A 25,552-nucleotide genomic window follows, 5' to 3' on the forward strand; every position below is an offset into this window, starting at 1 on the left:
ATTCAGAAAATGAGCGGGCAAGATATCACAGTCCTGTCAATAGACACGGCTGGACACGCAACAGCCGAAGATTCCGGCCAGGCGCGGCAAATATACGTCGCTCGACGCCACAGGCGGGTAAAGTGGCTGGCCGGTTTTCACCGTCCAGCCGAATCCGTCTCACTTTGAAGTTATTGCTTCTTCTTGACGTCGTCTTCCTTGGCGACGGCGCGGTCTTCGGCATTAAAGGTCACGGGCGCGGACGCGGCACTGGAACCATAGTCGCGGCTCTTTTTCGCCAGGCGCCGCATGGTCGATGTCATGCCGTCCTTGCCGACCGCCATGGTTTTTTCGGTCGAAACACCCATGGCGCCGGCATCGGTGAACCTGGCGAATTCGGCGCCCAGGAAGACGACCTCCCAGCCCCTGGCGCGGGCGCGGTCGAGCGCGGCGCGTGCTCCTCCTTGAGTGACCTCGCGGCTGGAATTCTCCTCGCCGTCGGTCATGATAACCAGGATGGTCTTCTTCGGGTTGTCCTGCTCGGCGATCGAAACTATGCGGCCGATGGCGTCGTAAAGCGGCGTCATACCGCGCGGGCTGGCCTCGGCCGTCGTGACATTGCGCCAGCCGGTCGCGGGCACTTTTTTGCGCAGCACGTCGAACTGCAGGCCGTTCTGGGCGTCAAAGACAGCCAGCGTGACATTGGTGCGCAAGGCGCCGTCACCCTCGCCCAGGGCTTCGGCATAGGCATTGACTGAGGTCAGGGCCTCGTCCCAGATGTCCTGCATCGAGCCGGTGCGGTCGAGCAGGATATAGGTGTTGACGCTGGCGTTCGGGGCAATGCGCGTGGTGGCTTCGGCGTGGGCGAGCACCGGGCTGACCGCGAGCGGCATTGCCGCCAGGGCTAAGGACAGCCAAAGGAATTTGGGCATGACGACCTCCTGTTGTGGCGAGGTCCATCTGTGTTCCCTGCCCCGCCGTCTACAGAAGAGCACGTCGTTTTCGTCCGGCGCATGTCGAAATAACGGCGTTCCGAATACATTTTGCGGGCGGAATTGTGTTGAGATGGATGGTTAGGGCGCAGAAGGATTAAGGAGATTGTACCTCGCCCTCCCTGCTTCACGGTGAGGGCGAAGTATGACTTACTTTGGTTCCAAGCATGCGTGCACGGCTTCGTGCGCGTTTGTGAATTTCGTGTGAATGAAGAATTTGCTATAGTAAATGCACGGGAAATGGCCCGTATTAACTCCCTGGACTCTTGTCAAAGGGCGACACGGCGTCAGAGCAGACGGCCATATCATCAAAGGGTATGGAGAAAACGTCAGGCTAAAGCGCCACTATGAAAGACCCTCCGATTTATTCGGAGGGTCTTCGTCATTCAGGGTACCTATTTTGTCGCGCTTTTTCCCGAAAGCCGCTTAGAGCGATATGACGAAAAGTGTGAAGCGGTTTTCGCCATAAATATCGCGACAAAGCAAAAACTTAGATCGGGATGATTGCTTCCATCTAAAATCATTCCGATCTAGTGCGCCGCACAGTGCCGGGCGATAAAGGCCGCGTGATCCGGCTGCTGGACGGCGGCCTGGGCGATCATGGTGCGCATGCGGATCAGGGCGTGGCTGACGTCGGCGAAGGGCAGGGCATCCGCCATCGGATCGTAGCCGCGCGGTTCTATTCCGAAGCCGGTCAGGATCGCCAGCCAGCTCGCCGTCTTGAACAGCTCATGCTCGTTGATGAACAGGCGGCCGGTGGCGGCGAACAGCTCCATCCGGTCGCGCAAAGAGTCCGACACCGTGTCGTGCCGGTTGTAGCGCCAGAATTCCGTGTCCTCGCGCTGCGTCAGCTTGTAATGCAGGACCAGAAAGTCGCGCACATCCTCATAGTCGAAGGCCGTCTGGCGATTGAATTCGTCCGCCAGCGATGGCGCGAAATCCATGTCCGGCAGGCATTGCAGCAGCTTGACCACCCCCTTCTGAATCAGGTGAATCGAGGTCGATTCCAGCGGTTCCAGAAAACCCGCCGCGAGGCCGATGGCGACGACATTGCGATTCCACGCTTTCGCGCGCCGGCCGGTGAAAAAGCGGATGACCCTCGGATCGGCCAGAGCCTCACCATCGAGCGTGTCGAGCAGGGCCTGTGCCGCCTGATCGTCGGAGATATGGCCGCTGGCATAGATGTAGCCATTGCCGGTGCGGTGCTGCAAAGGGATGCGCCACTGCCAGCCGGCCTCGCGCGCCGTCGCCCGCGTATAGGGCGTCAGTGGGCTATCGCCGCGGCGGGAGGGCACGGCGACGGCGCGGTCGCATGGCAGAAGCCCCGTCCAGTCGACATAGCCGGTCTTCAACGTCTCCTCGATCAGCAGGCCGCGAAAGCCTGAACAGTCGATAAACAGGTCGCCGTCAATCCTCTGGCCGTCCTTGAGCGACAGGCCGGTGACGAAGCCGCTTTCTGGCTGCTGGTGGACCTCGACGATGCGGCCTTCGACGCGGGTGATGCCGCGCGCCTCGGCATAGTCACGCAGGTATCGGGCATAGAGCGAAGCGTCGAAATGATAGGCGTGGGCCAGGCCTGACAGGGGCGAGCCTAAGTCCTTGACCGGCGGGCTGAAGCGGTTGCCGAGCGCCAGGACCGTGTTGAGATTATAATCGTCGAGACTACCGCCCTGGCCGGCGGCGCGCAAGCGCAGCCAATGGTGATGGAATTCGCACAGGTCGATGTTCTGGCCGTAGCGGCCGAAGGGGTGAAAGCAGCTGTGGCCTTTGTGCCGCCAGTCGTTGAACTGGATGCCGAGCTTAAAGGTCGCCTGGGTCTTGCGGATGAAATCGGCCTCGTCGATCCCCAGCATGTGGTTGAAGTGGGCCAGAAGGGTCAGGCTGGCCTCGCCGACGCCGATGGTGCCGATCTCGTCGGATTCGACCAGGGTGACGGTCGTGGGCTGTTCGCGCAGGAAGCGGCTTAAGCCCGCCGCGGTCATCCAGCCGGCCGTGCCGCCGCCGGCGATGACGATGTTTCGGATTGGACGCCGGCTCGGCGAGGTCATGCCGATGCCTTCAGGAAGTTCGGCGAGGCGCAGTGCTGGGCGATGAAATCGCTGTGGTCGGGCAGCCGGGCGACGACCTTTTGGATAATATCGCGCCGCTCGTGCATCAGGGCGCGCAGCCGCTCCAGCGGCACCCGGTCGGCCAGCGGGTCATAGGTCTCGGGCAGCATGCCCTGGCCGTTATAGATCGAGATCCAGGAAGGCTCGGCGAAGTGGTCGTACTGGCGGATGACCGCCTCGCCGCGCAGGGCATAGAGCTCGATCTTGCGCGCCAGGTCGTCGGGGATCGGCATGTCGGCGCAATAACGCCACAAAGGTTCCTCGCGCCGGTTCAGCCGATAGTGCAGGATGATGAAGTCGCGTACTTGCTGGAACGACTCGAGCATCCTGAAATTGTATTCGCGGACGAGCGCCGGCTCGCAGGCGCGCGACGGGAACAGCTCCAGCAGGCGGATGACGGCGATCTGGATAAAGTTGATCGAGGTCGATTCCAGCGGCTCGATGAAGCCCGACGCCAGGCCGGCGCAGATGCAGTTCTTATCCCAGAAGCGGTTGCGGTGGCCGGTCTGGAAGCGGATCAGCATCGGGTCCTTAAGAACCTCGCCATCGAGATTGTCGAGCAGGATATCCCGCGCCCGCTCGGCGTCCATGAAGCGTGACGAGAAGACATGGCCGTTGCCCGTCCGGTGCTGGAGCGCGATGCGCCACTGCCAGCCGGCCTCATGGGCGATGGACCGGGTGTAGGGCGTCAGCGGTTCGGTGCGCGCGCATGGCACGGCCCAGGCGCCATCGACGGGCAGGTAGTCGCTCCAGTCGGTATAGCCGGCCTTCAGCGCGCCCTCGATCAGGAGACCACGGAAGCCCGTGCAATCGATGAAGAAGTCGGCCGTCTCGACGCTGCCGTCGTCCAAAGTCAGGCTGTCGATAAAGCCGTCCTCGCCGCGCAGATTGACCCTGGTGATTTTGGCGTTACGCCGCTTGACGCCTTTCGCCTCGCAGTGGGTGCGCAGGAAACGGGCATAGAGCGATGCGTCGAAATGGTAGGCATAGGTGTAGTCGCGCATGGGTGAGCGCGGATCAGGGTTGGGCGGAAAGAACTTGTTGGCGTAGGCCAGCTGCGTCGGCAGCGAATAGTCCTCCAGGACGGATGCGTCGCCTTCCGCATGCAGCCGCCGCCAGATCTGGTGTGGCGCCAGGCCTTCGAACAGGGCGCCGAAATCGCCGAAGCCGTGGAAGTAGCGGTTGCCGGTCCAGCCCCAATCGACGAACTCGATGCCCAGCTTGAAGGTCGCTTCAGTGGCGCGAATGAAGTCGGCTTCATTGATGCCGACGTGCTCGTTGAAGGCGCGCATGCTGGGGATAGTCGCTTCGCCAACGCCGATGATGCCGATGTCCTCGGATTCGATCAGCAGGATTTCGACCGACTTCGGCAGGCCCGCGGCCAGCGCCGCCGCCGACATCCATCCCGCCGTGCCGCCGCCGGCAATGATGATTTTCCGGATGGGTTCAGCCATATCCTGCCTAACATTTTTCCAGAGCGATATGCCAAAAAGTGTGCAGCGGTTTTTGGCTAAATATCGCGATAAACTAACAACCTAAAGCACGATGGCGGTTTGACTTAAACGCGTCATGCTCCAGGGGGCACGCCAAAGTCTAAATGGCGTCCCCTTCATAAAAAAGCCCCTTCCGGACGAAACCGGAAGGGGCTGGAAGTTTCAGAGAACAAAGTCCGGGTGGAGACAGTGCCGGCCGCTGGACCAGGACGGCGGCACATCGCGATATGTCGAAACGAAGTTCGGCGAATGTCGCGACAAGCAGGAATGACCGCCCGGATATGGTCCGGGCGGCCAGGCTTTTGCGGCGCCTTAGTAGCTGGCGCGCAGGACAAGCGAGATGCGGCGATCGGTCTTGGTCGCCGAGTAGTAGTGGGTTTCCAGCGGCTTGGTGATGTCGCTGGAGACGCGGACATAGTTGATGTCGCGACCCATATTGGTAACCTGGACACCGACCTTGTAGGTCTTGTTGATGGTGTAGAAGGCCGAGCCGTCCCACTGGCCGTAGGCTTCCGCCCACATGGGACGGTTGACGTTGGCGGCCGAGGTCGTCAGCAGGTAGTCCGAACGCCAGTTGTAGGCCAGGCGGGCGGAGACACCGTACTTTTCGTACATCAGCGCGAAGTTATAGCTTTCCGGCGACATGCCTTCCAGCGGCAGGACGTTCAGGTTGGCATTGGTGATCTGGTTGCCGTCGCTGATCGACGCCACCGGATTGCGGCCGCCAGAAGAGTCGATCTTCGTATAGTTGGCCTGGACGCCGAAACCGTCGAACGGCGCAGGCAGGAAGTCATAGAACTGCGAATAGGCGAGTTCGAAGCCCGTGACCTTGCCCGTTTCCGTACCGTTGACGTAGCGGTTGACGTTGAACGTCATGGTCGCGCCGTTGTTGGTATAGGTTTCCGGGATCGACTGGGCGTAGATGTAGTTTTCCAGGTCCTTCTTGAACACGGCCAGGGTCAGGCTCGAGGTCGGAGCGAAATACCATTCCGCCGTCAGGTCGTACTGATTGGCTTCGATCGGCTTCAGGTCGGGCGTGCCGCCCTGGCCGGTCGGGTTGAGGGTAAAGTCACCCGTGTTCTGGCCGGCGCTGAGCGTCGTGTAGGCGCTGAGCCAGGCCATTTCCGGACGGACGATGCCCTTGGACGCGGCGAAGCGGAACTGCAGTTCGTTGTTGAGGCGATAGCGCAGGTTCAGGCTGGGGATGGTATTGGTGTACTCGGTCTCGCCACCCAGGGCCTTCGGCGTCATGGTCGTCGCCTTGAATGCCTTGGCGTTTTCCCAGGCGACACACTGCGCCGAGGTTGACGGGGCGCAAGCCGCGGTGCCGAAATTGGCGTCCGAAGCAGAAACGACATAACCGGTGGTATCGACCGTCGTCTTGACAACGCGGACGCCGACATTGCCGTCGAGCGTGCCTTCGCCACCAAACACCCCGTCCTTGCCGAACTTCAGCAAACCATAGATGGCCTGCGTTTTTTCGTTCTGGATATTCAGGCCGCCCGAGGTGGCATCGTTGAAGTAGTAGTTTTCGTCAGCCGGCGCCCAGCCCCAGCCGGCGGTTTCGGTCGCCTTCAGCTGATCGTAGGTATACTGGGTGCCCTGGTTGACCAGGCCGGCGGCCGGGAACCAGATATTGCCCGGCACAGGGATATCGCCGTGCATGAAGCCGTCGAAGGTCCGTATTTCGGACTGATTCGGCAGGTTCGAATTGGTCAGGGTGGCGCCGACACCGCCGGTTTCGTCCAGATAGACAGCGCCCGCGCCGCCGCCCGAACCCCAGTACTGGTGGCTGAGATAGTTCCAGTTCCAGTTGGTCGCGCGCGTGATGTAATCGCGGTCTGTCGAGCGGACACCGAAGCGGAAGCTCTTCAGCCAGCTGCCGTCGTCAAAGTCGTACTGGGCGTCGAGACGGCCGGCAAGCTGCTTGCCCTCGTTCTTTTCGACGTGGTCCATGGCGGCCGACCAGTAGTAGCTGCTCTTGCTGCCAGTCGCGTTCGGCGACTGGATGACGATGCTGGGCAGATCGCCGCGCAGGTCGACCTGGGCCGTGACCTTGTCCGCGCCGTCGCAGCCGGTCGTGCGGACCTTTGTGTCGCAGTATTGCACGAAGACGGTATTGGACAGGATGTCGGCCGTGGACTTGACGAATTGCAGGTCGCCGGTCAGCGTCAGCTTGTCGGACGCATTCCACTTGAAGCCGAGCGAGATATCGGTCGTTTCCTTGCGGTCCTCGCCGTAACGCGTGTTGGCGTCGATGCCCGAGTTCGGAACCGTGCCGGCCAGGAAGACGCCGTTGTCGTCATAGACATAGCTGGAATTCGGCGTGGTGATGGCGCCGTCATAGAAGCCGACATTGTATTCGGTGTTCTTGGGCGTCGCGACCGAGTTGAAGGCCTGCAGGGTGAATTCCAGGCGATCCGTCGGGCGCCATTGCACGGCGCCGGCCAGGGCTTCGCGCTTCTGGTTCCAGTCGATGGTCCGCCAGCCCATGACGTTCGGGATGTAGCGCGTATTGGCGCCGGTGCCGGAGGTCACGTAGCGGTCGGTGCCGACGACGTGGGTCTCGTTGCCGACATTGGCCTGCGAATAGTTCAGCATCAGGCCGAGTTCGCCGATGCTGGTGTCGAAGCGGTCAGCCCAGATGGCCGAGCCGGACCAGTGGCCCTTTTCCTGCAGGTCGCCCGTCGTGTTGTCGAGCGTGAAGGCCAGGAGGCGGTTCTTCGTGTCGAACGGCAGGCGGGTGCGCAGGTTGACCGTGCCGCCGATGCCGCCTTCGATCATGTCGGCCGACGGGTTCTTGAAGACGTCGACGCCGGCCAGCAGGTCGGCGGATATGTCATCCCAGCTCAAGGAGCGGCCGTTCTTGGCCGAGAAGATGTCGCGGCCATTGGTTTCGGAACGGACCCAGCTCAGGCCGCGGATGTTGACGCCGCCGCCTTCCGCCGTCATGCGGATCGGGTCGCGGGCTTCGTTGGCGCGCTGGATTTGCAGGCCGGAGATGCGCTGCAGGGCTTCTGCGACCGAACGGTCGGGCAGGGCGCCGATGTCGACGGCGGTGATCGAATCCTGGACGACGTCGGAGTCGCGCTTCAGTTTCTGCGCCGACTTGATCTGGCCGCGCTGGCCGGTGACGACGACGACATCGCCATCGGTTCCGGCGGCCGCATCCTGAGCCGCGACCGGCAAGGCATAGGCCATAAGGCCGAGAACGGCCATCGAAGCGCCGCCCATGAGGACTTTAAATCTGGAACTTGGGTGTTTCATAGTGTCTCCCTGTGAACCCGGCATCACCAAGGAATGGCGATGTTTGCGAACACCACGCCTGAAAGCGTGTGTAAAAAAGTGTTCAAATATGAAAATCCACGGACGTGACAATGCGCCAGTGGAGGTTGTCTACGGTTTTTACTTCCCCTGCGTGTTGCCGCTTTTGAGTGGACGGCAATCAGCGATGACCAACGCTGTCAGAAAACGAACGAAGGAACCAATGTTATTTTTGTCATGTGGTACTATTTGTATGATTATAGCTAAAAAGCCACACAAGTATCTGTTTTTTAAGATATAATTTTTAGATATAAGAATTTCGCAGCACAAAAATTTCGGCTATGAAAAGATTAGTATATATAAAATAATAAATGTAAGGCTTACCGGACATGGCGAACGAGGCCCGGCGGATGCCCGACTCAGGCTTAAAGTACAACCTTACCGGTCTCATCCCTCTTGAGGCATATCGTGGGTCAGGACTGCCTCGAGGTAACCATAGGCCATTACCAGCACGTAGCCTCGGCGTCGAGGTCGCGCTTTACTTCACCACAGCTTCGCGACTGAAGCGCTTGCCATCGGGCGAAACAGTGCGAACGCGGACTTCGCCCTTGACGGCGGCGGGACCAGAATAGGGTGTCCAGTTGCCCCCCTGGGCGCGGTACTGGATCTTCAGGCTGGCCGGGACGGCATTGGCTTCTAGCTTGCCATTCTGAACACGTGCGCCTGGAATGGGCAGGCGATACCTGACCCCGGCCTGGTCGAGCGCCGGCAGCTGCGCCGAGACACGCGCTTGGAAGTCCTGCCAGTCGGCTTGGACCGCCGCCTTGTCGATGCTGCCGTCGTCATAGGCATAGGCCTTGCCAGGAACGTAAGCGGGCTCCCACGACGCCTTGTGCCAGGCGCGCTCCGCGACCGCCAGAGTGCGCGGGAACAGCATGTAATCGGCGATCTGCGGCGTGCGCACGACCTCGCTCCACAGCTGACCCTGCATGCCGGTAATGGTGTGGCCAGGCGTAAGGGGTACGGTATCGCTGATCTTGCCGGGCTGGTTGGCCGGCGTGGTCATGATGGCGCCGTTGGCCGGCAGGTTTTCCGGCATGAAGGCGAAGATCTTGTAGAGATCGGTGGCGCGCGACGCCCAGTCATAGCCGCGTTCATGGCCGTCCGCGGCATTCGGCATGTCGAGATACAGGACATCGGGATTGGACAGGACGATGTTCCAGCCCTGGTTGGCTTGTTTGTGGATCTCGGCGACACCGCCGCTGAACAGGCCGCCCCAGGTGTTCGACTGGGTGTTTTTTGGCATCTTGGCCGGATCGACATGGCCCATGCCATCGCTCCAGCCGGCCGGCGCGATGCCCTTGTCGGTGAGCAGTTTCGTGACGCGGGTAACGAACTGCGGGCCCAGCTGCTCATACTTCAGGCCCTGCTCGGCCATCAGCTTCTTGCAGGCCGGCGACTCCTTCCACGCGCCGGCGGTTTCATCGAGGCCCAAATGATAGATGTGCAGAGGCGCGCCGGCTTCGGCATGCATGCCCTGGATGTCGGTCAGCACGGTGTCGATAAAGGCGTAGGTCGAGTCCAGGCAGACATCGAGCGTATTGTCATTATAGCTCTGGATCGAGTCGTAGACCGTCTTGTCGTTTGGATCGACCAGACGGAAGCGCGCGGCCTCCTCTGGCTTACCCTCGGCAATCAGGCGACGGGCGCGGGCCTCCATCGAACGGACGGACGAACGGCTGTGACCTGGCATGTCGAAAGAGGGAATAACCTCGATCTGACGGGCCTTGGCGAACTTGAGGAGCTCGATATAGTCGGCGCGCGTCAGATAGCCGTTGACGGCGGCATCGGCGTCCGGACCGGCGCCCAGCTGCGGCAGCAGACAGGTGTCTTCGGCAAGGTCGTGGCAGCGCTTGGAGCCGATGTCCGTCAGCTCGGGCAGGCTGGCGATTTCAAGGCGCCAGGCTTCGTCTTCACCCAGGTGCAGGTGCAACTTGTTGAGCTTATAGGCGGCCATCTGCTCGACAACCTTGAAGATCTGTGCCTTGGGGTGGAAGTTGCGCGCCACGTCCAGGTGCAGGCCGCGGAAGCCGAAGCGCGGAGCATCCTCGATGCGCAGCGGCTTGAGCAGATATTTGTCATGGGCGGCCTGTTGGGTCAGCGAGCGCAGGGCGTAGGACGCTCCGGCCGCATCGGCGGCGGTAATGGTAATGGCGTCATTCTCAGCCGTCAGCCTGTAGGATTCCGGCGTGCCCGCAACGATGGTCACGGTCAGCGGCACGCCGCCATCTGCCTGCCTGAGCCCCGCGAGGGCGGGCGCGAGATCGGCAGCGGCGACACCGCTCAGCTTGACGGCGACGCCCTTGGTGAGATCGAGCGTCGGGCCGCCGAGGCGTTCGGCTTTCACAGGCGTTGGCAGGATAATGATGTCCGCGGCGGAAGCCGTCGCAGCCTGACGTGAGGCGGTCTGTTCGAATAGGCGCTCAGGCGTCAGCCACGGCGTCTCGGGATGGCCGTTCTGACGCGCTTCGTCGCTATAAGAGGTGACGAACGGAAGGGTTTCTTCTCCGGTCACCGCATCAACGCCGGTACGCGCCGAGGCGATGACGCGCGGCTTTATGCCATCGGCGACAACATAGGCGTTGGGCAGCAGGAAGTAGGGCGAGTTTACATTACCCGGCGAAATCAGGCGCAGGGTGTACTTTGTGCCGGCGGTGAGCTTCACGCCGGGCTTGGGCGTAAACCGCACCAGGTCACCGTTGAGGATTTCCATGTCGAAGACATCGCTTTTCAGCGGCAGCAGCGAGGTGACAAAGCTTGCATATATGGCGAAGTCGCCCGACGCGATCGCCGGCGGCAGGGACTTCGGCATGGTCAGGTCGAGATCGAGCCGGAGACAGCCTTTCGGCGTCGGACAACCCGCCGAGCTGCGTGTCTCGGCCAGGGTCAGATGATAGCCGAGCTTGCCGGCAAATGCGTCGATCTGGCTTTGCGTCGCCGCAGGCCTGGCATGGAGGACGGAAGGAGCGGCCAGCAGGGTTGCACCAAGCAGAAGGCCACGCAGCAATTTCGACATTTCGTCCCTCGATCTTGTAATAAGCTTTTTCGCCAAGGTGACCCAGGCCCAGCAGCTTGTCAATCCACCCGAGCAGGCCAGTATGATATCATTGAGATACCAATATATATCCAATTGGCCAAAATATCGCTTTAGGTATCAAAATAATTCCGCTTTACAATAATACGATTCGTACTATCGTGGCATTAATACGAAACGTACTAAATGACCAAGTCTGTTACCCCTCTCGGTTTTGCCCTTCTCGGCCTGATCAATGATGAGCCTCGCTCGGGTTATGCCCTGCGCAAGGTGTTCGAAACGACGCCGATGGGAAGCTATTCCAGCAGTCCAGGCAGCATCTATCCGGCGCTGGAATCGCTCAGGAAGGCGGGGTTGGTGGTGGCTTCAGGGGAAGGACGCGGAAAGGGCCTGTTTCATCTGACGGCGCAAGGCGTCGAGGCGTTTCAGGCCTGGCTGCGGGCGCCGGTGGAGGCAAGCGACCTGTCGCAGGCCATGCTGCGCTTCGCCTTCCTGCACAGCCATTCCGACCGGTCGCTGACGCACGCCTTTCTCGACTCGTTCGAGGCGGCGGCGGCGGGCCAGGCGGCGGCATTGGCGGCGTTTATCGCCGGGGAGGCCGGCCAAGTCCTGCCGGTGCAGGCACGGGTCGCGGTCGAACACGGGCGCAGACAGGTTGAAGCCTCGGCCGCCTGGGCGGCCTGGGCGCGGCGGACACTGGAAGCGGAAGGGGAGCTATGATGAAGTCGGCGATGATATGGGGCGCAAAGGCCATAGGGCTGTGGATCGTGCTGTTGCTTGGCTCAGTGGCCGGCGGCATGTTGTTTCTGCGCGATGTGACGGCAGTGCCGGATACCGGTCCGCTCGATGCCGGTCAGGCCTTGCTCGTCGTAAACGCCGGCGTCGCAGCGGTTCTGGCGCTGTTGGCCGCGCGGATGCGCCTGCGCGGCTGGATGTTGGGGCTGGTGCTCGGCGGGGCGCTGTTCGGCATCGAAACCTTCATGGCCCAGGTTGAGACCCTGGTATTCAATAATGACATCCAGATGTCGCCTGCAACGATATTGAACGTTTGCTTTGCAGGCCTGCTGCGAGCTGCCTTGGCAGGTGTTGTCGTCGCCCTGATGTGGCGCGGCCGTTCTGCAAATGGCCAGCCGGCTCCCAAAGCTCTGGCATGGAAGTTCCCGGTGATCGGCGTCCTTTATGTCATCTGCTACTTCGCGGCAGGCCAGTTCATCGCCTGGCAAAGCCCCGATGTCCGCGCCTTCTATGCGACAGTCGGCGAGATATCGCGACCCTATCTGATTGCCGTGCAGTGGGTGCGTGGCCTGATGTGGGCCGGTATCATATTGATGCTGGTTCAGGCCTTACGTGGCGGCACATGGTCTAAGGCCTTGTTGTCAGGTCTGGCGCTGAGTCTGCTGATGGACCTGCAACTGCTCTATCCCAACCCCGTCATGCCGTGGCCAGTGCGCTTTCCGCACCTGATCGAAGTCGGCGTGTCCAACTTCGTCTTCGGCCTGCTTGCCGCAGCAATATTGCTCAACGGAGGGCGGGCGCGATCAGCCTGAGGTCGCCACGAAACAGCGATTTTAGAAGCGCTGGATCGCGCAGACCGACGATTGGCATCTTCTCCTGCCACAGGGTTTCCTCGATGACGCCGTAGGCTTCGCACAGGTCGAGCGCGTGGGTCAGGACATTGGGCGTATAGGCCTTAGCGATGCCGAAGGTCTGCACCCGCGTCGTAAAGTCCGGGCCATTGGCCTTGCCCAGCACGTGGTCGATCAGCTTCTTGCGGCCGCGCGGGCCGTTGAGGCGATAGAGCGCGGACATCAGCATCTGGGCGGGTTCGGTAACGTCGCTCGACTTGCCGCGCGTCAGGCAGTTGTCACAGGTGCCGCACGGGTTGATGCCCTCTTCGCCGAAATAGCTGCGCACCGCCTGTTTGCGGCAGTCCTGACCCAGCACCATCTGGAAGAAGTCACGCGCCTTCTGCTTCTGGATCGACTGGTCAGGCGTCCCTTCGTTTTCGCGTAAGGTCATCCGGCGCAGCGCCCAGCCGAGATCGCCGGAATTGTAGAAGCAGACGCCCGAGGCCGGATTGCCGTCACGGCCGGCGCGGCCGACTTCCTGCCAGTAAGCCTCCATCGAGGAGGGCGGATCGGCGTGGATGACGAAGCGGACATCGGCTTTGTTGATGCCCATCCCGAACGCGATGGTCGCGACCATGATCTTTGACTTGCCGCCAAGGAATGCCGTCAGCCGTTCCTCGCGCATTTTTGCCGGCAGGCCGGCATGGTAGGCGGCAGCGGAAAAGCCTTCCTTCCTCAGGGTTTCGGCCAGTTTCTCAGTACCGTCGCGCGATCCGCAATAGATGATGCCGGACGCGCCTTTCTGCTTGGCGATCAGCTCGATAATCGACTTGGCGACGGTACCCTTGCGGCGTACGAAGCGTAAGGACAGGTTTGGCCGGTCGAAGGTCGAGACGATTTCGACAGCGTCATCGATGTGCAGCGCCGCCTTGATATCGGCGCGGGTATGGGCGTCGGCGGTGGCCGTCAAAGCCAGGGTCGGCACGCTGGGAAACAGGGCCTTGACCTGGCCCAGGGTGCGATATTCCGGGCGGAAATCGTGGCCCCACTGGCTGATACAGTGCGCTTCGTCGATGGCGACCAGATTGACCTTCATGCGGCGAAGGCGGTCGAGCACGAAGGGCTGGTTGAAGGCTTCGGGCGATAGGTAGAGCAGGTCAAGCTGGCCGCCGCGCGCCGCGTCCCAGATGTCGTTGCGCTCACCGAGATTCTGGGTCGAATCCAGCTTGGCGGCGCGCACGCCGCGCGCTTCCAGTGCCTGGACCTGGTCGCTCATCAGGGCGATCAGCGGCGAGATGACGATGCCAAGGCCGGGGCGCAGGATGGCGGGGATCTGGTAGCACAGACTTTTGCCGCCGCCGGTCGGCAGCACGGCCAGGACATCGTGGCCCTGGAGCACGGCGGTGATGACACTGGATTGCTGGCCGCGAAAGGCGTCGTAGCCGAAGACGGATTTCAGCGTCGCTTCCGCGTCACTGAGCGAAGGGGCATCGGCAATCGTGAACAGATCGGCGGACATAAAAGCCTTAAACGCAAGAACTGGGAGAGTGTGTACTCCCGCGTTTTGCGGGTAGGCGCCAAAAGTTGGATATTGATGGTTGTAAATCCGACGCTCTTGAAAATAGCGCGGTCGATGCAAAGCGCAAGGGCCACATTAACCCTTAATTTCGCCAAAAACCTGCGGCTTAGCTTAATGGCTGTCTTATGTCCTGTTGCAAAGGTTTAACGCGACAGGTGGGTGGACATTGGCTATAAGCTTTGGTTATCGGGGCGATGGTTTGGCCTAGCGGATGACGGCCATTTCAGTGAGGAATACATAATTATGGCTATGGGCAAGTTCCCGGGTGCGGGAAAAGGCGGCCGTTCACCGCTGCAGGCCGTGTTGTACTGGGGAACCGTGGGACTGATCTGGATGGTCATGTTCGGCGTCGTCTTCCTGGGGGTCATGGCCCTTGATCTCCCTGACACGTCGTCGCTCTACAAGACCGAGCGCCAGCCCTCGATCACTTATCTTGACCGGTCCGGCGCCCTGATCGCCGTGCGCGGCAGCCAGTATGCGCCGCCGGTCGACGTCACCGAACTGCCGCACTATGTGCCCATGGCCTTCGTGGTCATCGAGGACAAGCGCTTTTTCCACCATATCGGCTTCGATCCAATGGGCATGGGCCGCGCCGTCGTGCGCAACATGGGGAAGAAAAAGGGCGCCAACCTGGCCGGTGGCTCGACCATCACCCAGCAGCTGGCCCGCAACCTGTTCCTCAGCGCCAACCAGAACGTCAAGCGCAAGGTTCAGGAACTGATGCTCGCCGTTTGGCTGGAGCACAAGTTCACCAAGAAGGAAATCCTCGGCCTCTACCTCAACCGCGTCTATTTCGGCGGCGGCGCCTATGGCATCGAAGCGGCCGCCCAGCGCTACTTCAACAAGGAAGCCAAGGACCTCAGCGTCGGCGAAGCGGCCATGCTGGCCGGCCTGATGAAGGCGCCGAATTCCTATTCGCCGCTGTCGGACAAGGAGCGCGCCGGCAAGCGCGCCACCATCGTCCTCAAGGAAATGCTGGATGACAAGGTCATTACGCAGGAGGAATACGAAACGGCCCTGTCCAAGCCGATCAATGTCTCAAAGACGCTGGCGACCTCGCACGCCCAATATTTCATCGACTGGCTTGACTCGAACATCCGTGGCCTGGTCGGCGAGCCCAAGGAAGACCTGATCGTCGAAACCACGCTCGACCTGCCGATCCAGACCGATGCCGAGCGCGCCGTCCAGCAGATCATGGCCCGTGACGCCAAGAAGGGTGTCGAACAGGCCGCGGTCGTCTCGGTCGACGGCGAAGGCCGTATCCGCGCCCTGATCGGCGGCGTGTCCTATGCGGACTCGCAGTTCAACCGCGCCACCAACGCCTTCCGTCAGGCGGGGTCTTCGTGGAAGCCGTTCGTCTATCTGGCGGCCATGGAAGCCGGCTATCAGCCGACGACGCCGGTGGTCGATGAGCCCTACAGCATCGGGGACTGGGCGCCGGAAAACTACACCAAGAAATATATGGGCCTGATCGATCTTCAGACCGCGCTGGCGCAATCGACCAATACGGTCGCCGCCCGCCTGGCCAATGACGTCGGCCGTGACCGTGTGGCCGCCGCCGCCCGCCGCATGGGCATCACCTCGAAGATCAATACCGATCCGGCCATGGCGCTGGGGACGTCGGAAGTCTCGCCGATTGAGCTGGCTCAGGCTTACGTACCGTTCTCGAATGGTGGCTTCAAGGCGACGGCGCACGGCATCATCCGTATCCGCACCGCCCAGGGCAAGCTGCTGTACCAGTACCGTGAAGCCAACCAGGACGGCGGCCGTGTCCAGGTCGTCAACAACCCGCCGCTGGTCTACATGAACCAGATGCTGCGTGGTGTCGTCCAGCACGGCACGGGGTCGGGCGCCAATGTTTCCGGCTACGATATTGCCGGTAAGACGGGTACGACCAGCGACTATCGCGACGCCTGGTTCGCCGGCTATACCGGCGGCTTCGTCACGGTGGTTTGGGTCGGCCGTGACGACAACACGGTGATGAAGGGTAAGGTGACGGGCGCAGGCACGCCTGCGGCGATCTGGAAGACCTATATGAGTTCGGCGCTGCGCCGTATCCAGGTCAGCCCGATTCCGGTCGGTCCGGCGGATTCGCAGCTTGGTACTGTCGCCCAGGACGCGCTCGATGCGCTTTTGGGGACGCAGGCCGGCCAGGTCCAGTCGTCACAGGCGGCGAACGACAATGGCCTGCCGCCGATCGTCACCATGAAGCCGATCCCGAACCCGGAAGACAAGGACGAGAAGAAGGACCCGTCGCTGGATGACGTGTTCTCACGGGCGCAGCAGGGGAATCAGTAAGGTCGTGGGGCCTGCGGCCCCGCAGACTTCACTGAAACCTGAATAGCTCGTGTCCGCGCTTCTTCAGCCAGTCGCGATGCGGCTTGTACGCCCCGCCAAAGACTTCCGTCACGCAGTTCCAGAAGGCCGGGCTGTGGTCAGGATGCCGAAGATGCGACACCTCATGCGCCACCAGGTACTGTCGCACCTGCGGCGGTGCCATGACGATCCGCCAGCTGTAGCGGATGGTCTTGCGGCTGGGCGTGCAGGATCCCCAGCGGCCTTTCGGGTCATTCAGCGACACCTTCACGCCTGTCACGCCCAAGCGCGCCGCATACGTGTCGGTTTCCGCCTGAAGCGTCTTGGCCGCCAACTGGCGCAGATAGCGTTCGATCCGTTTGGCGTATGTCGCGCCTTCGCCGCTGGTGACGAGCAACCACGACCCGTCCTCGGCCTGCTCGGCCTTGGGAGCGATAACGCCCTTGCGCTCGGCCAGCGTCACGGCATGACCTTTGATCGAAATCACGGTGCCCGGTGCAAACGGCTGAGGCCGCTCCTGTCCGCGCCGAGTCTGCAGGATCCAGTCGTGGCGCGTGCGGGCGAACTCGACCGCATCCTTCAGATGCTTGGGACGCGGCGCGGTGACGATGGCGTCGCCGGTCTTGTTGTCAATACGCAGGGAGATGCGGCGCGCGCGGGCATTGACCCGCAAACGCAGCGTATAGTCGCCGAAATCGAGGCTTTGGCCAGGCTCATATGTCTCGCTAGGTTTAAGCGAGAACATCATTCTTGGCGATGAAGTCGCGGATACGCGGATAGATCTCGTCGCGGAACCGGCGGCCGTTGAAGACACCGTAGTGGCCGGCGCCCTTCTGGACGTACAGTTCCTTCTTGGCGTCCGGAATGTTCGGACACATGGCGTGCGCCGCCTGGGTCTGGCCGACGCCGGAAATGTCGTCCTTCTCGCCTTCGACCGTCATCAGCGCGACGTCGGTCACGGCCTTGAGATCGACGACGCGGCCATCGTGGATCAGCTCGCCCTTGGGCAAGGCGAACTTCTGGAACACCAGGTCGATGGTCTGAAGATAGAATTCCTCGGTCAGGTCCAGCACCGACAGGTATTCGTCGTAGAATTCCAGGTGCTTCTGCGTGCCGTCACCGTCGTTTTCGACCAGAGAATTGAAATATTCCCAGTGGGCGTCGGTGTGGCGCTCCTCGTTCATGCTCATGAACGAATAGAGCTGGACGAAGCCCGGATAGACGCGGCGGCCGACGCCCGGATAGGGGGGCGGCACGGTATGGATCATGTTCGACCGGAACCAGGTGAACGGCTTTTCCTGGGCCAGGTTGTTGGTCACGGTCGGGTTGAAGCGCGCGTCGATCGGCGAGCCCATGAAGGTCATCGAGGCCGGCCGGCAGGGATCATTGTCCTCAGCCATCAGACAGGCGGCGGCCAGCACCGGCGGTCCCGGCTGGCAGACGGCGACGACGTGGACGCGGCTGCCGATGACGGTCAGCATGTCGCGGATGTGGTCGATGAAGGAGTGAAAGTCGAAACGGCCTTCCAACACGGGCACCTGGCGGGCATTGACCCAGTCGGTGATGTAGACGTCGTGGTCGAGCAGGAACTGCTGGACCGTGCCGCGCAAAAGCGTTGCATAGTGGCCGGACAGGGGCGCGACGATCAGAACGGCGGGCGCGGCGGTGCGCTTGCCGGCGCGGCGCAGGTCGGAATTGTCGCGCTGGAAACGCAGCAGGCGGCACCAGGGGCTGTCCCAGTCCTGGATGATCGAGACGCGGACATCCTTGTCGTTGATGACGACCTTGTCGAAGCCCCATTCGGGCTTGCCATAGCGCTTGGTGACGTTGGAAAACAGCTCGGCCGACGCATAGAGGGTGCGGCCGATCGCGGTGTCCGAAGCCGGGTTGAGCTTCGAGCCCCAGAAGTCCCGGGTCATCTGCGCCAGGGCACGGAACGGGGCCGCGCCGTAATAGGCATATTCGTGCAGGGAGTAGAGCATCTGGATCTGTACCGGTTACTGAGCGTATAGCTAACACTATCACGGCCGTGCTGCCAAATGGTTACACGGCTGTTCAAATTATATTGTGCTGCAACATACGAAAAATAAGTGGTGGGCGCTGATCCGGATGTTCACGCGCCAAACCTTCCGGCCCTTGTCTAATAGGGCGAACGCATGATCTCACGCACCATTTTTGCGCTCTTTTCCGGCGGCAGATCCTCGGTCAGCACGCTGTTATAATTGCCCTTGGGATCCATCAGGTAGACGATCGACGTATGGTTAAAGGTGTAGCTGTCGGCGTCGCCTTTTTTTATGGCCGTGGCGCCATAGGCCTTGGTGACCGCGTCGATCTGACTTTGCGTGCCTGTCAGGCCGATAACGCCCTTGGGGAAGCCGCCGCTTTCCAGATAGGCCTTGAGGTTGGCGGGCGTGTCGCGCGCCGGATCGACCGAGATAAAAACAATCTGCAAATCCTTGGCCTTGTCGCCCATCGCCGCCTTGGTGCGCGCCAGCGACTGCAGCGTCAGCGGGCAGATATCGGGGCAGTAGGTGTAGCCAAAGAAGACGGCGGTCCACTTGCCCTTCAGGATCGATTCATCGACCGTACGGCCGTTCTGGTCGGTCAGGATGAAGGCGCCGCCCAACTGCCGGGCATTGGGATCGATCTCGCTCGTCACCATGCGCGGTCCGGTCAGGGTCTGGTACCAGCTGAAGGCCGCCAGACCGGCGAGAAGAACGAAGGCCGCGGCGATGATGCCGATGCGTATTTTTGTCATCTGTTTCACAGGCGTCGCTTCAGGATATAAGTCGGAATCAAACAAGGGACGAGAGAATGTCGGGCCGGACCCTAAATCGCCTTCAGGCCTTTTTCAACGGCGACGATGCCGCACCCCTGACCCTGACCGAAGGCCGCGACCACCTGCGCCTGCGTACCCTGGTGCTGCTGCGCTGGCTGGCGATCCTGGGGCAGACGGGTATGGTCCTGCTGATCGCCTACGTCTTTGGCTTCCAGATCCGGCTATGGACGTGCCTCGCCATCATCATGGCCAGCGCCTGGCTGAACCTGGTCCTGACCCTCAATCGCCGCAATGCCCACCGCATGCACGGCTGGGAGGCGGCGATCCAGCTGTCGTTCGATGCCCTGCAACTCACGGCGCTTCTGGGCGTGACGGGTGGGCTCAACAATCCGTTCTGCCTGATGCTGGTGGCGCCGGCGACCGTTGCCGCCGCCAACCTGCCGACGCGGTTTGCCTTGCCGGTCATCGGGGTGGCCATCGCGTCGGCATTCGGTCTCGCCTTCTGGTCGCTGGAACTGCCGTGGCTTCCGGGCGAAAGTTTCGAACTGCCCGACATCTACCGCTACGGGTTCTTAAGCGCCATTATCGTCGGTATTGCGTTTACCGCCGGCTATGCCTGGCAGGCGGCTCTGGAATCGACCAAGATGGAGCAGGCCCTGTCGGCCACCCAGGCCGTGCTCGAAAAGGAACATCGCCTGAGCGCGCTCGGTGGCCTCGCGGCAGCGGCGGCACATGAGCTTGGCACGCCGCTTGGGACGATCCAGGTCGTGGCCAAGGAGATGCTGCGCAGCCTGAAAACCACCGATCCGCTCTATGAGGACGCGCAGCTTCTGGTTTCGCAGAGCCAGCGTTGCCGCGACATCTTGAAGTCGCTGTCGACCAAGCCCGAGCAACGCGACTCGGTCTATGACGAAATTCCGTTGAAGACCTTCCTGGAAGCCGCCGCCGCCCCCTATGCCGCCAGCCGCCGCAAGTTCGAGATTTCGGTGACGTCGGAGGATGGCGACGCCGATAGCCTGCGCATCCGCCGCCGGCCGGAATGGCTGCACGCCGTCTCGGCCTTTGTCGAAAACGCCACCGACTTTGCCCGCACGACGGTGTTTCTGAGCTTCGACGTGACGCGCTCCTTCGTCAGCCTGACGATCGAGGACGACGGCGCCGGCTTTTCGCCGGACATATTGTCGCGTCTGGGCGAGCCCTACATCTCGTCGCGCGTCTATGGCGAGGACGATGAGCTACCGGCCGGAAAGGCTGCCGGGCAAAGCCATTCCGGCATGGGGCTGGGCTTTTTTATTGCCAAGACCCTGTGCGAACATACCGGCGCCACGGTCACTTTCGGCAACCGCGAAGAGGGAGGCGCTTATGTGCGGGCCTTGTGGCGGCGCGAACCCGTGGATATCTTATCGATAGATGTTTGAAGGACATAGGTCATGAGTGACGATCCGCACCAAACCGACAATCTCGCTGCGGCGATCTCTGCCCGCATGAGTGAACTCGCAGATAAGTCGCTATTGCTGATGGACGACGACGCGCCGTTTCGCAACCGGCTGGCGCGCGCCCTTGAAACGCGCGGCTTCGCAGTCACCATGGCCGAAAGCGTCCACGAAGCGCTCGATATCATCGAGAAGACACCACCGGCTTTTGCGGTCATGGACATGCGCCTGGAAGACGGCAATGGCCTGAAGGCGGTCGAGGCGCTGAACAAGAAGCGCCCGGACGCCCGCGCCATCATGCTGACGGGCTACGGCAATATCGCCACGGCGGTCGCGGCGGTCAAGTCGGGCGCCATCGACTATCTTTCCAAACCTGCCGATGCCGACGACGTCGTCAAGGCGCTGCTGGTGGTCGAGGACCACGCGCCACCGCCGCCGGAAAATCCGATGTCAGCCGACCGCGTGCGCTGGGAGCATATCCAACGTGTCTACGCTCTTTGCGGACAGAACGTGTCTGAAACGGCGCGGCGGCTGAATATGCACCGCCGGACATTACAACGCATTCTGGCCAAGCGCGCCCCAAAGTGAAATCCAACCTGACGGGCTGCAAATCGTCATCTTCCTGCGATACGGTGCTTACGTACTCAAGTACGCTCCGCTCCGTTTCTCGGAAGCTAACGATTTTCGCCTCGTCATCTTGAATTTCAGAGCTACTCGTCGGCAATCACGATGTCCGGATTATCCGGCGGAATAAAATCGAACAACCCAAAGTCCAAGGACTTCTGCGGGCGAGCCGCCGCCATCGGCGTGTCCATAAGCGCCAGGATCTGCTCACGCGTCAGCTCTTGACCCTTGGCGGTCTTGCGCAAGCGACGCGCCTGGCCTTCCGGCGCCTCGCCTTTCACCGTGCGCCCCACAGGTGCGGGCTTCCAGTAGCTGATCGACAGCTGCCATACACTGTCCACCGGCATGGGCGCCTTCGGCCAACGTACGCCGTTTTCCAGCACGGGCTCCGTTGAAGCACGTCTGGCCGGCGGAGGCGACTTGCGCCTGCACGTCAGGACGCAGACCCGGCTGTCGTCCAGCACCGAAGCATAGGCCTTCCGCGCCTCGTCTTCGCTGTCGTAGAGCGGCCCGATCGACTGGGTGACGAAATCGACCCGGCCGTTCGCCGCCTTCTCGGCCTCCTTTTCACGCGCAAAGCGGACGCCGTCGCCCTGCCTCAGCTGGGCAAGGGCGGCGTGGCCATCAGAAGCGACAGGATAAAGGGGCAAGGTCATGATTACCAATGTTCATGATTTGATCCGCTGCATCCTACCCCCGTGACCGGAGACACGCAATCGCGGTTTTCTTTTTTCCAGTCTTGTCAGGGAAGTTGATTTATAGTGAAGGATCAAGTTGATTCGGACGAGTACTGGCGGACGCTTTCATGGCCATGGAGTCAATAGCCTATACGGCGGCAGCGGGAGCCATGGCGCTTGCGCTCTCCACCACCTACCTGGCGTGGCGCTTGCGCAAGCGCACGACGGTTGCGCGCGAAGCGCTGCGCGCCGACCTGGCCATGCGCGACGTGACCTTAAGTGAACTCGATGCCGCCACCTCGGCCTTCGATGAGGCCTTCCTTGCCGTTGAAGGCGATGCCGTCCGGCTGGTCTGGGGCGACGACACCCTGAAACAATGCGCCGAGGCCCTGGGCCTGAAGAACGCCAAAGACAGTGAACTGGCGCCGCGCGTGGTCGAAGCGCTCGGCGAAACCTCGCCGGAAGCAGCACTGGGCCTGAAAAACCTGATCTCCGAAGGCCGCTCGTGCCGTTTCGAAGTCTTTGCCGAAGGCGCGGGCACCTTTGTCAGCGCGCCCGCCGGCGTCACCCTGGTCGTCGAAGGCAAGTCGTCCGGCGCCACGGCGTGGATCCGCCTGGCCATCGCCGGCGCCAAGGCCTCGCTGTCGTCGGGACCGTTCGCCCAGATGGCCGAACACCTGCCGGCGCCCAGCTGGATTTGCGCCCGCGACGGCCGTATCGTCTGGGCCAATGCCGCCTTCCTGAAGGCGACCGAGACGGCGACGCTCGAAGAGGCGCTGAAGACCAATGCCACGCTCGACCGCAGCGCCGACGCCCTGGTGGAAGAGGCCGTCAGCGGTCACGCGCGCCGCGAAGGCTTTCGCTGGATCACGGTCAATGGCCAGCGTCGCTCGTTCCATATTATCGCCGAGCCGCTCAACGACGCCTATACCTCCGCCTACGCCATCGACGTCACCGAGGCCGAAGAAAGCCGCGAAGCGCTGAAGCGCCACGCCAAGGCGCACGACGAGACGCTGGACGCGCTCGAAGACGCCGTCGCCATCTTCGGCCCGGAAAAGCAGCTCACCTTCCACAATCGTGCCTTCGAGAAGCTGTGGGAACTGGAGCCGGCGTGGCTGGCCGAACGTCCGACCCATGGCGAATGGCTCGACCGCCTGCGCCAGAAGCGGCGCCTGCCGGAAACCTCGGACTATAGCGCTTTCAAGACGCGTGAGCTGGAATTCTACGGACTGACCCAGACGGCGGCCGACGAGATGTGGACCCTGCCGGATGGCCGTTCGATGCGCGTGGTGCGCCAGCCGCACCCGTTAGGCGGCCTGCTTCTGCTGTTCAGCGACAAGACCGGCGAACTGAAGCTGAAGGCCCAGTTCAACTCGCTGATCCAGGTGCAGAAGTCGACGCTCGACCAGCTGAACGACGCGGTCATCGTCTTCGGCAGCGACGGGCGCCTGCGGCTGCGCAACCAGTCGTTCGACAAGTTCTGGGAACTGGGCAGCGACGACATCAACCCGGTCATGGATTTCGGCCAGGTCGCCGAACTGTGCCTGCCTTTGGTCCACGATCGCAGCTTCTGGTCCGAGCTGAAGGCCCGCGTTACCGACACCGATCCTCTGGCGCGCGCCCCGCAACTGGGCGAAATTCGCATCTCGGACGGCCGCCTGGCGCAGTGGCGGACCCAGCCCCTGCCGGACGGCGCGACGCTGGTGGCGTTTTCCGACATTACCGCCACGCGCCAGCTGGAAAAGGCCATCGACGCGCGCGATGAGGCGCTGAACGAGTCGGTCCGCCTGAAGCGCGACTTCGTCGCCAATGTCTCCTACGAACTGCGCACGCCGCTGACGACGATCGTCGGCTATGCCGACCTGCTGCACGCCCAGAACAAGGGCCAGGATACCAAGCAGAAGGCCTTCCTGGAATCGATCCAGTCGGCCGCCCAGGAACTGGCGCGCTCGATCGATGACGTGCTCGACATGGCGCAGATCGACGCCGGCGAAATGTCGGTCGCGCCGGCCGATGTCCGCCTGTTCGACATCGTCGTGGAATCGGGCACGCGCCAGGCCGAGATGTTCAAGGCGCGCGGCGTCAGGTTTGACTATGAGGGCGTGCTGGAGGCGGACACCGTCCATGTCGATGCGCGCCGCCTGGGCCAGTGCCTCGACCACCTGCTTGGCAACGCCATCCGCAACGCCGCCTCGGGCAGTACTGTCAACCTCAAGGCCAACAAGCAGGGCGATATCCTCGAGCTCGAGGTTTCGTATGCCGGCCGCGGCATACCTTATCACGTCCAGGCACACATCTTCGACCGCTACGTCGGCCGCGAACGCGGTGGCCCGGGCCTGGGCCTGGCGCTGGTCAAGGCGCTGGTCGAGTTGCACGATGGCTGGATCACGCTTGAGTCCGAGCCGACCGAAGGCGCCAGCTTCAAGATCCACCTGCCGAACCAGAGCCGCGCCGGGCAGGGCGTGCCGGCACCTGCGCACACGCCGGAGCCGCTCAGCATCGTCGATACCCTCGAAGACGGCGGCGACGTCGAGGATGTGGCTTAAGCCGCGTGGAAGACCGCGCGCATCAGGTCCGATGTGCTGATTATGCCAACCAGCCTGCGATCCGCATCCAGCACCAGGACGTGGCGGCGGTCGCCCTTTGAGAACAGTGGCATAAGTCCGTCGAGCGGATCATCGACACGGGCCGTGACATAATCTTCGCTCATGACCTGGACGGCGGCTTCCGGCATTTCGGAATGGGCCGTGCCCCTGGGCGCCAGCATGGCCTTCAGCCCGCCGTGCTTTTCAGCCTCGGCCTCGATCATGGCCGGCGTGACGATACCGTGGACGCGGTGCTTGCGGTCGATCACAGGCACGGCCTTGATGTCGTAGGTCTGGAACATGGTCCAGACATCGCGCAGGTGGCTGCCGAAATGGGCGGTGTGCACGGGCGATGTCATGATGCCGGCGCAGGTCTTATTGCCAGCCATGCGCTGCCAGGCGCGGACCTCACTGCGTTCCAGGATGCGGCTCAGCGTATCTGGGGCGATGACCTGGGCCTCGTCCTCTTCGGCGAGCGCCAGGGCCAGGTCGGCTTCGCTGATGCGCATCAGGCCAGACGGCGTCGCGGCCGGCGCGGTCGCCACCAGATGCGGATAGGCCTTCTTGGTCAAGCTGTTATAGGCGACGCCGACGGCGACCAGCAGCACGGAATTGGTCAGCGCCGGGAAGAGGGCGAATTCCCAGGCCTTGGTATCCGTCAGCACGACCAGGAGCGCCATGGCGCCGCCCGGCGGATGCAGGCAGCGCGTGGCGAACATGGCGCCGATGGCGCAGCCGACGGCCAGCGACGCGGCAACCACCGGGTCCGGAATCAGGTTGCACATCATAAGACCGACCAGCGCCGAAACCGTATTGCCACCGACGACCGACCACGGCTGGGCCAGGGGCGAGGACGGCACGGCGAAGACCAGCACGGCGCTGGCGCCCAAGGGCGCGACCAGCCACGGCGACAAGCCCATCGAACTCGCGATCGCCAGGCTGATAAATGCGGTGACAGCTATGCCGACGGCGCCGCCCGTTGCCGCACGAATGCGTTCGGTCGTGCTGACGGCCATGGGGCGGGGCAGATAGGCTTTAAGAGACAGGGACATAGGTAAATG

Annotated in this window: 17 protein-coding genes; 6 read left to right on the top strand and 11 right to left on the bottom strand. The window is 62.2% G+C overall.

Features of this window, described 5'->3' with window-relative positions; genetic code table 11:
* Nucleotides 1-170: 170 nt before the first annotated feature.
* The 5 genes from J2X24_RS13150 to J2X24_RS13170 all read right to left on the bottom strand — a co-directional run bounded on the left by J2X24_RS13150 (nucleotide 171) and on the right by J2X24_RS13170 (nucleotide 10,912).
* Nucleotides 171-911, bottom strand: coding sequence for a VWA domain-containing protein (locus J2X24_RS13150; protein WP_209722268.1), 741 nt, complete (start codon nucleotides 909-911; stop codon nucleotides 171-173).
* Nucleotides 912-1,501: 590 nt separating this feature from the next.
* Nucleotides 1,502-3,019: a tryptophan halogenase family protein gene (locus J2X24_RS13155; protein ID WP_209722271.1), complete on the bottom strand. Its 1,518-nt coding sequence runs from the start codon at nucleotides 3,017-3,019 to the stop codon at nucleotides 1,502-1,504.
* Nucleotides 3,016-4,533 (bottom strand): tryptophan halogenase family protein, encoded by a 1,518-nt coding sequence (locus J2X24_RS13160; RefSeq protein WP_209722273.1) that lies wholly within the window; start codon nucleotides 4,531-4,533, stop codon nucleotides 3,016-3,018. The genes J2X24_RS13155 and J2X24_RS13160 overlap by 4 nt, the downstream gene beginning before the upstream one ends.
* Nucleotides 4,534-4,884: 351 nt before the next feature.
* The gene (locus tag J2X24_RS13165; protein ID WP_209722275.1) at nucleotides 4,885-7,839 is read right to left on the bottom strand and encodes a TonB-dependent receptor; all 2,955 of its coding nucleotides are present in this window, start codon (nucleotides 7,837-7,839) and stop codon (nucleotides 4,885-4,887) included.
* A gap of 535 nt (nucleotides 7,840-8,374) precedes the next feature.
* Nucleotides 8,375-10,912 carry a family 20 glycosylhydrolase gene (locus J2X24_RS13170; protein WP_209722279.1) on the bottom strand — a complete coding sequence of 846 codons (2,538 nt, stop codon included), beginning with the start codon at nucleotides 10,910-10,912 and terminating at the stop codon, nucleotides 8,375-8,377.
* Nucleotides 10,913-11,116: 204 nt separating this feature from the next.
* Here J2X24_RS13170 and J2X24_RS13175 point away from each other — a divergent pair, with 204 nt between their 5' ends.
* Nucleotides 11,117-11,650 (top strand): PadR family transcriptional regulator, encoded by a 534-nt coding sequence (locus tag J2X24_RS13175; protein ID WP_209722282.1) that lies wholly within the window; start codon nucleotides 11,117-11,119, stop codon nucleotides 11,648-11,650.
* Nucleotides 11,647-12,477, top strand: a complete 831-nt coding sequence (locus J2X24_RS13180; protein ID WP_209722284.1) for a hypothetical protein — start codon at nucleotides 11,647-11,649, stop codon at nucleotides 12,475-12,477. The genes J2X24_RS13175 and J2X24_RS13180 overlap by 4 nt, the downstream gene beginning before the upstream one ends.
* Here J2X24_RS13180 and J2X24_RS13185 read toward each other — a convergent pair.
* The gene (locus tag J2X24_RS13185) at nucleotides 12,449-14,017 is read right to left on the bottom strand and encodes a RecQ family ATP-dependent DNA helicase (RefSeq protein ID WP_209722288.1); all 1,569 of its coding nucleotides are present in this window, start codon (nucleotides 14,015-14,017) and stop codon (nucleotides 12,449-12,451) included. The genes J2X24_RS13180 and J2X24_RS13185 overlap by 29 nt on opposite strands.
* A gap of 303 nt (nucleotides 14,018-14,320) precedes the next feature.
* Here J2X24_RS13185 and J2X24_RS13190 point away from each other — a divergent pair, with 303 nt between their 5' ends.
* On the top strand, nucleotides 14,321-16,375 hold the full coding sequence (locus J2X24_RS13190) for a transglycosylase domain-containing protein (protein ID WP_209722291.1): 2,055 nt from the start codon (nucleotides 14,321-14,323) through the stop codon (nucleotides 16,373-16,375).
* A 28-nt stretch (nucleotides 16,376-16,403) separates the two neighbouring features.
* Here J2X24_RS13190 and J2X24_RS13195 read toward each other — a convergent pair whose 3' ends face one another.
* From J2X24_RS13195 to J2X24_RS13205, 3 genes are all read right to left on the bottom strand, one after another.
* A complete protein-coding gene (locus J2X24_RS13195) occupies nucleotides 16,404-17,141 on the bottom strand; it encodes a M48 family metallopeptidase (RefSeq protein WP_209722294.1) in 738 nt (245 codons plus the stop codon).
* A complete protein-coding gene (locus J2X24_RS13200) occupies nucleotides 17,125-18,375 on the bottom strand; it encodes a polyhydroxyalkanoate depolymerase (RefSeq protein WP_209722296.1) in 1,251 nt (416 codons plus the stop codon). The genes J2X24_RS13195 and J2X24_RS13200 overlap by 17 nt, the downstream gene beginning before the upstream one ends.
* Nucleotides 18,376-18,533: 158 nt before the next feature.
* On the bottom strand, nucleotides 18,534-19,151 hold the full coding sequence (locus J2X24_RS13205; protein WP_209722299.1) for an SCO family protein: 618 nt from the start codon (nucleotides 19,149-19,151) through the stop codon (nucleotides 18,534-18,536).
* Between the two features lie 56 nt (nucleotides 19,152-19,207).
* Here J2X24_RS13205 and J2X24_RS13210 point away from each other — a divergent pair, with 56 nt between their 5' ends.
* Both J2X24_RS13210 and J2X24_RS13215 read left to right on the top strand, forming a co-directional pair.
* A complete protein-coding gene (locus tag J2X24_RS13210; protein WP_209722303.1) occupies nucleotides 19,208-20,590 on the top strand; it encodes an ActS/PrrB/RegB family redox-sensitive histidine kinase in 1,383 nt (460 codons plus the stop codon).
* 66 nt (nucleotides 20,591-20,656) lie between these two features.
* The gene (locus tag J2X24_RS13215) at nucleotides 20,657-21,193 is read left to right on the top strand and encodes an ActR/PrrA/RegA family redox response regulator transcription factor (RefSeq protein ID WP_209722738.1); all 537 of its coding nucleotides are present in this window, start codon (nucleotides 20,657-20,659) and stop codon (nucleotides 21,191-21,193) included.
* Nucleotides 21,194-21,315: 122 nt separating this feature from the next.
* Here J2X24_RS13215 and J2X24_RS13220 read toward each other — a convergent pair whose 3' ends face one another.
* A complete protein-coding gene (locus tag J2X24_RS13220; protein WP_209722306.1) occupies nucleotides 21,316-21,885 on the bottom strand; it encodes a hypothetical protein in 570 nt (189 codons plus the stop codon).
* 149 nt (nucleotides 21,886-22,034) lie between these two features.
* Between J2X24_RS13220 and J2X24_RS13225 the strand changes: the two genes are divergently transcribed.
* A complete protein-coding gene (locus J2X24_RS13225) occupies nucleotides 22,035-24,452 on the top strand; it encodes a PAS domain-containing sensor histidine kinase (protein WP_209722309.1) in 2,418 nt (805 codons plus the stop codon).
* On the opposite strand, the gene J2X24_RS13230 is transcribed toward J2X24_RS13225, so the two are convergent.
* On the bottom strand, nucleotides 24,449-25,543 hold the full coding sequence (locus J2X24_RS13230) for an HPP family protein (protein ID WP_209722312.1): 1,095 nt from the start codon (nucleotides 25,541-25,543) through the stop codon (nucleotides 24,449-24,451). The genes J2X24_RS13225 and J2X24_RS13230 overlap by 4 nt on opposite strands.
* Nucleotides 25,544-25,552: the final 9 nt, after the last annotated feature.

It is taken from the genome of Asticcacaulis solisilvae (assembly GCF_017875235.1).
GTDB lineage: Bacteria > Pseudomonadota > Alphaproteobacteria > Caulobacterales > Caulobacteraceae > Asticcacaulis > Asticcacaulis solisilvae_A.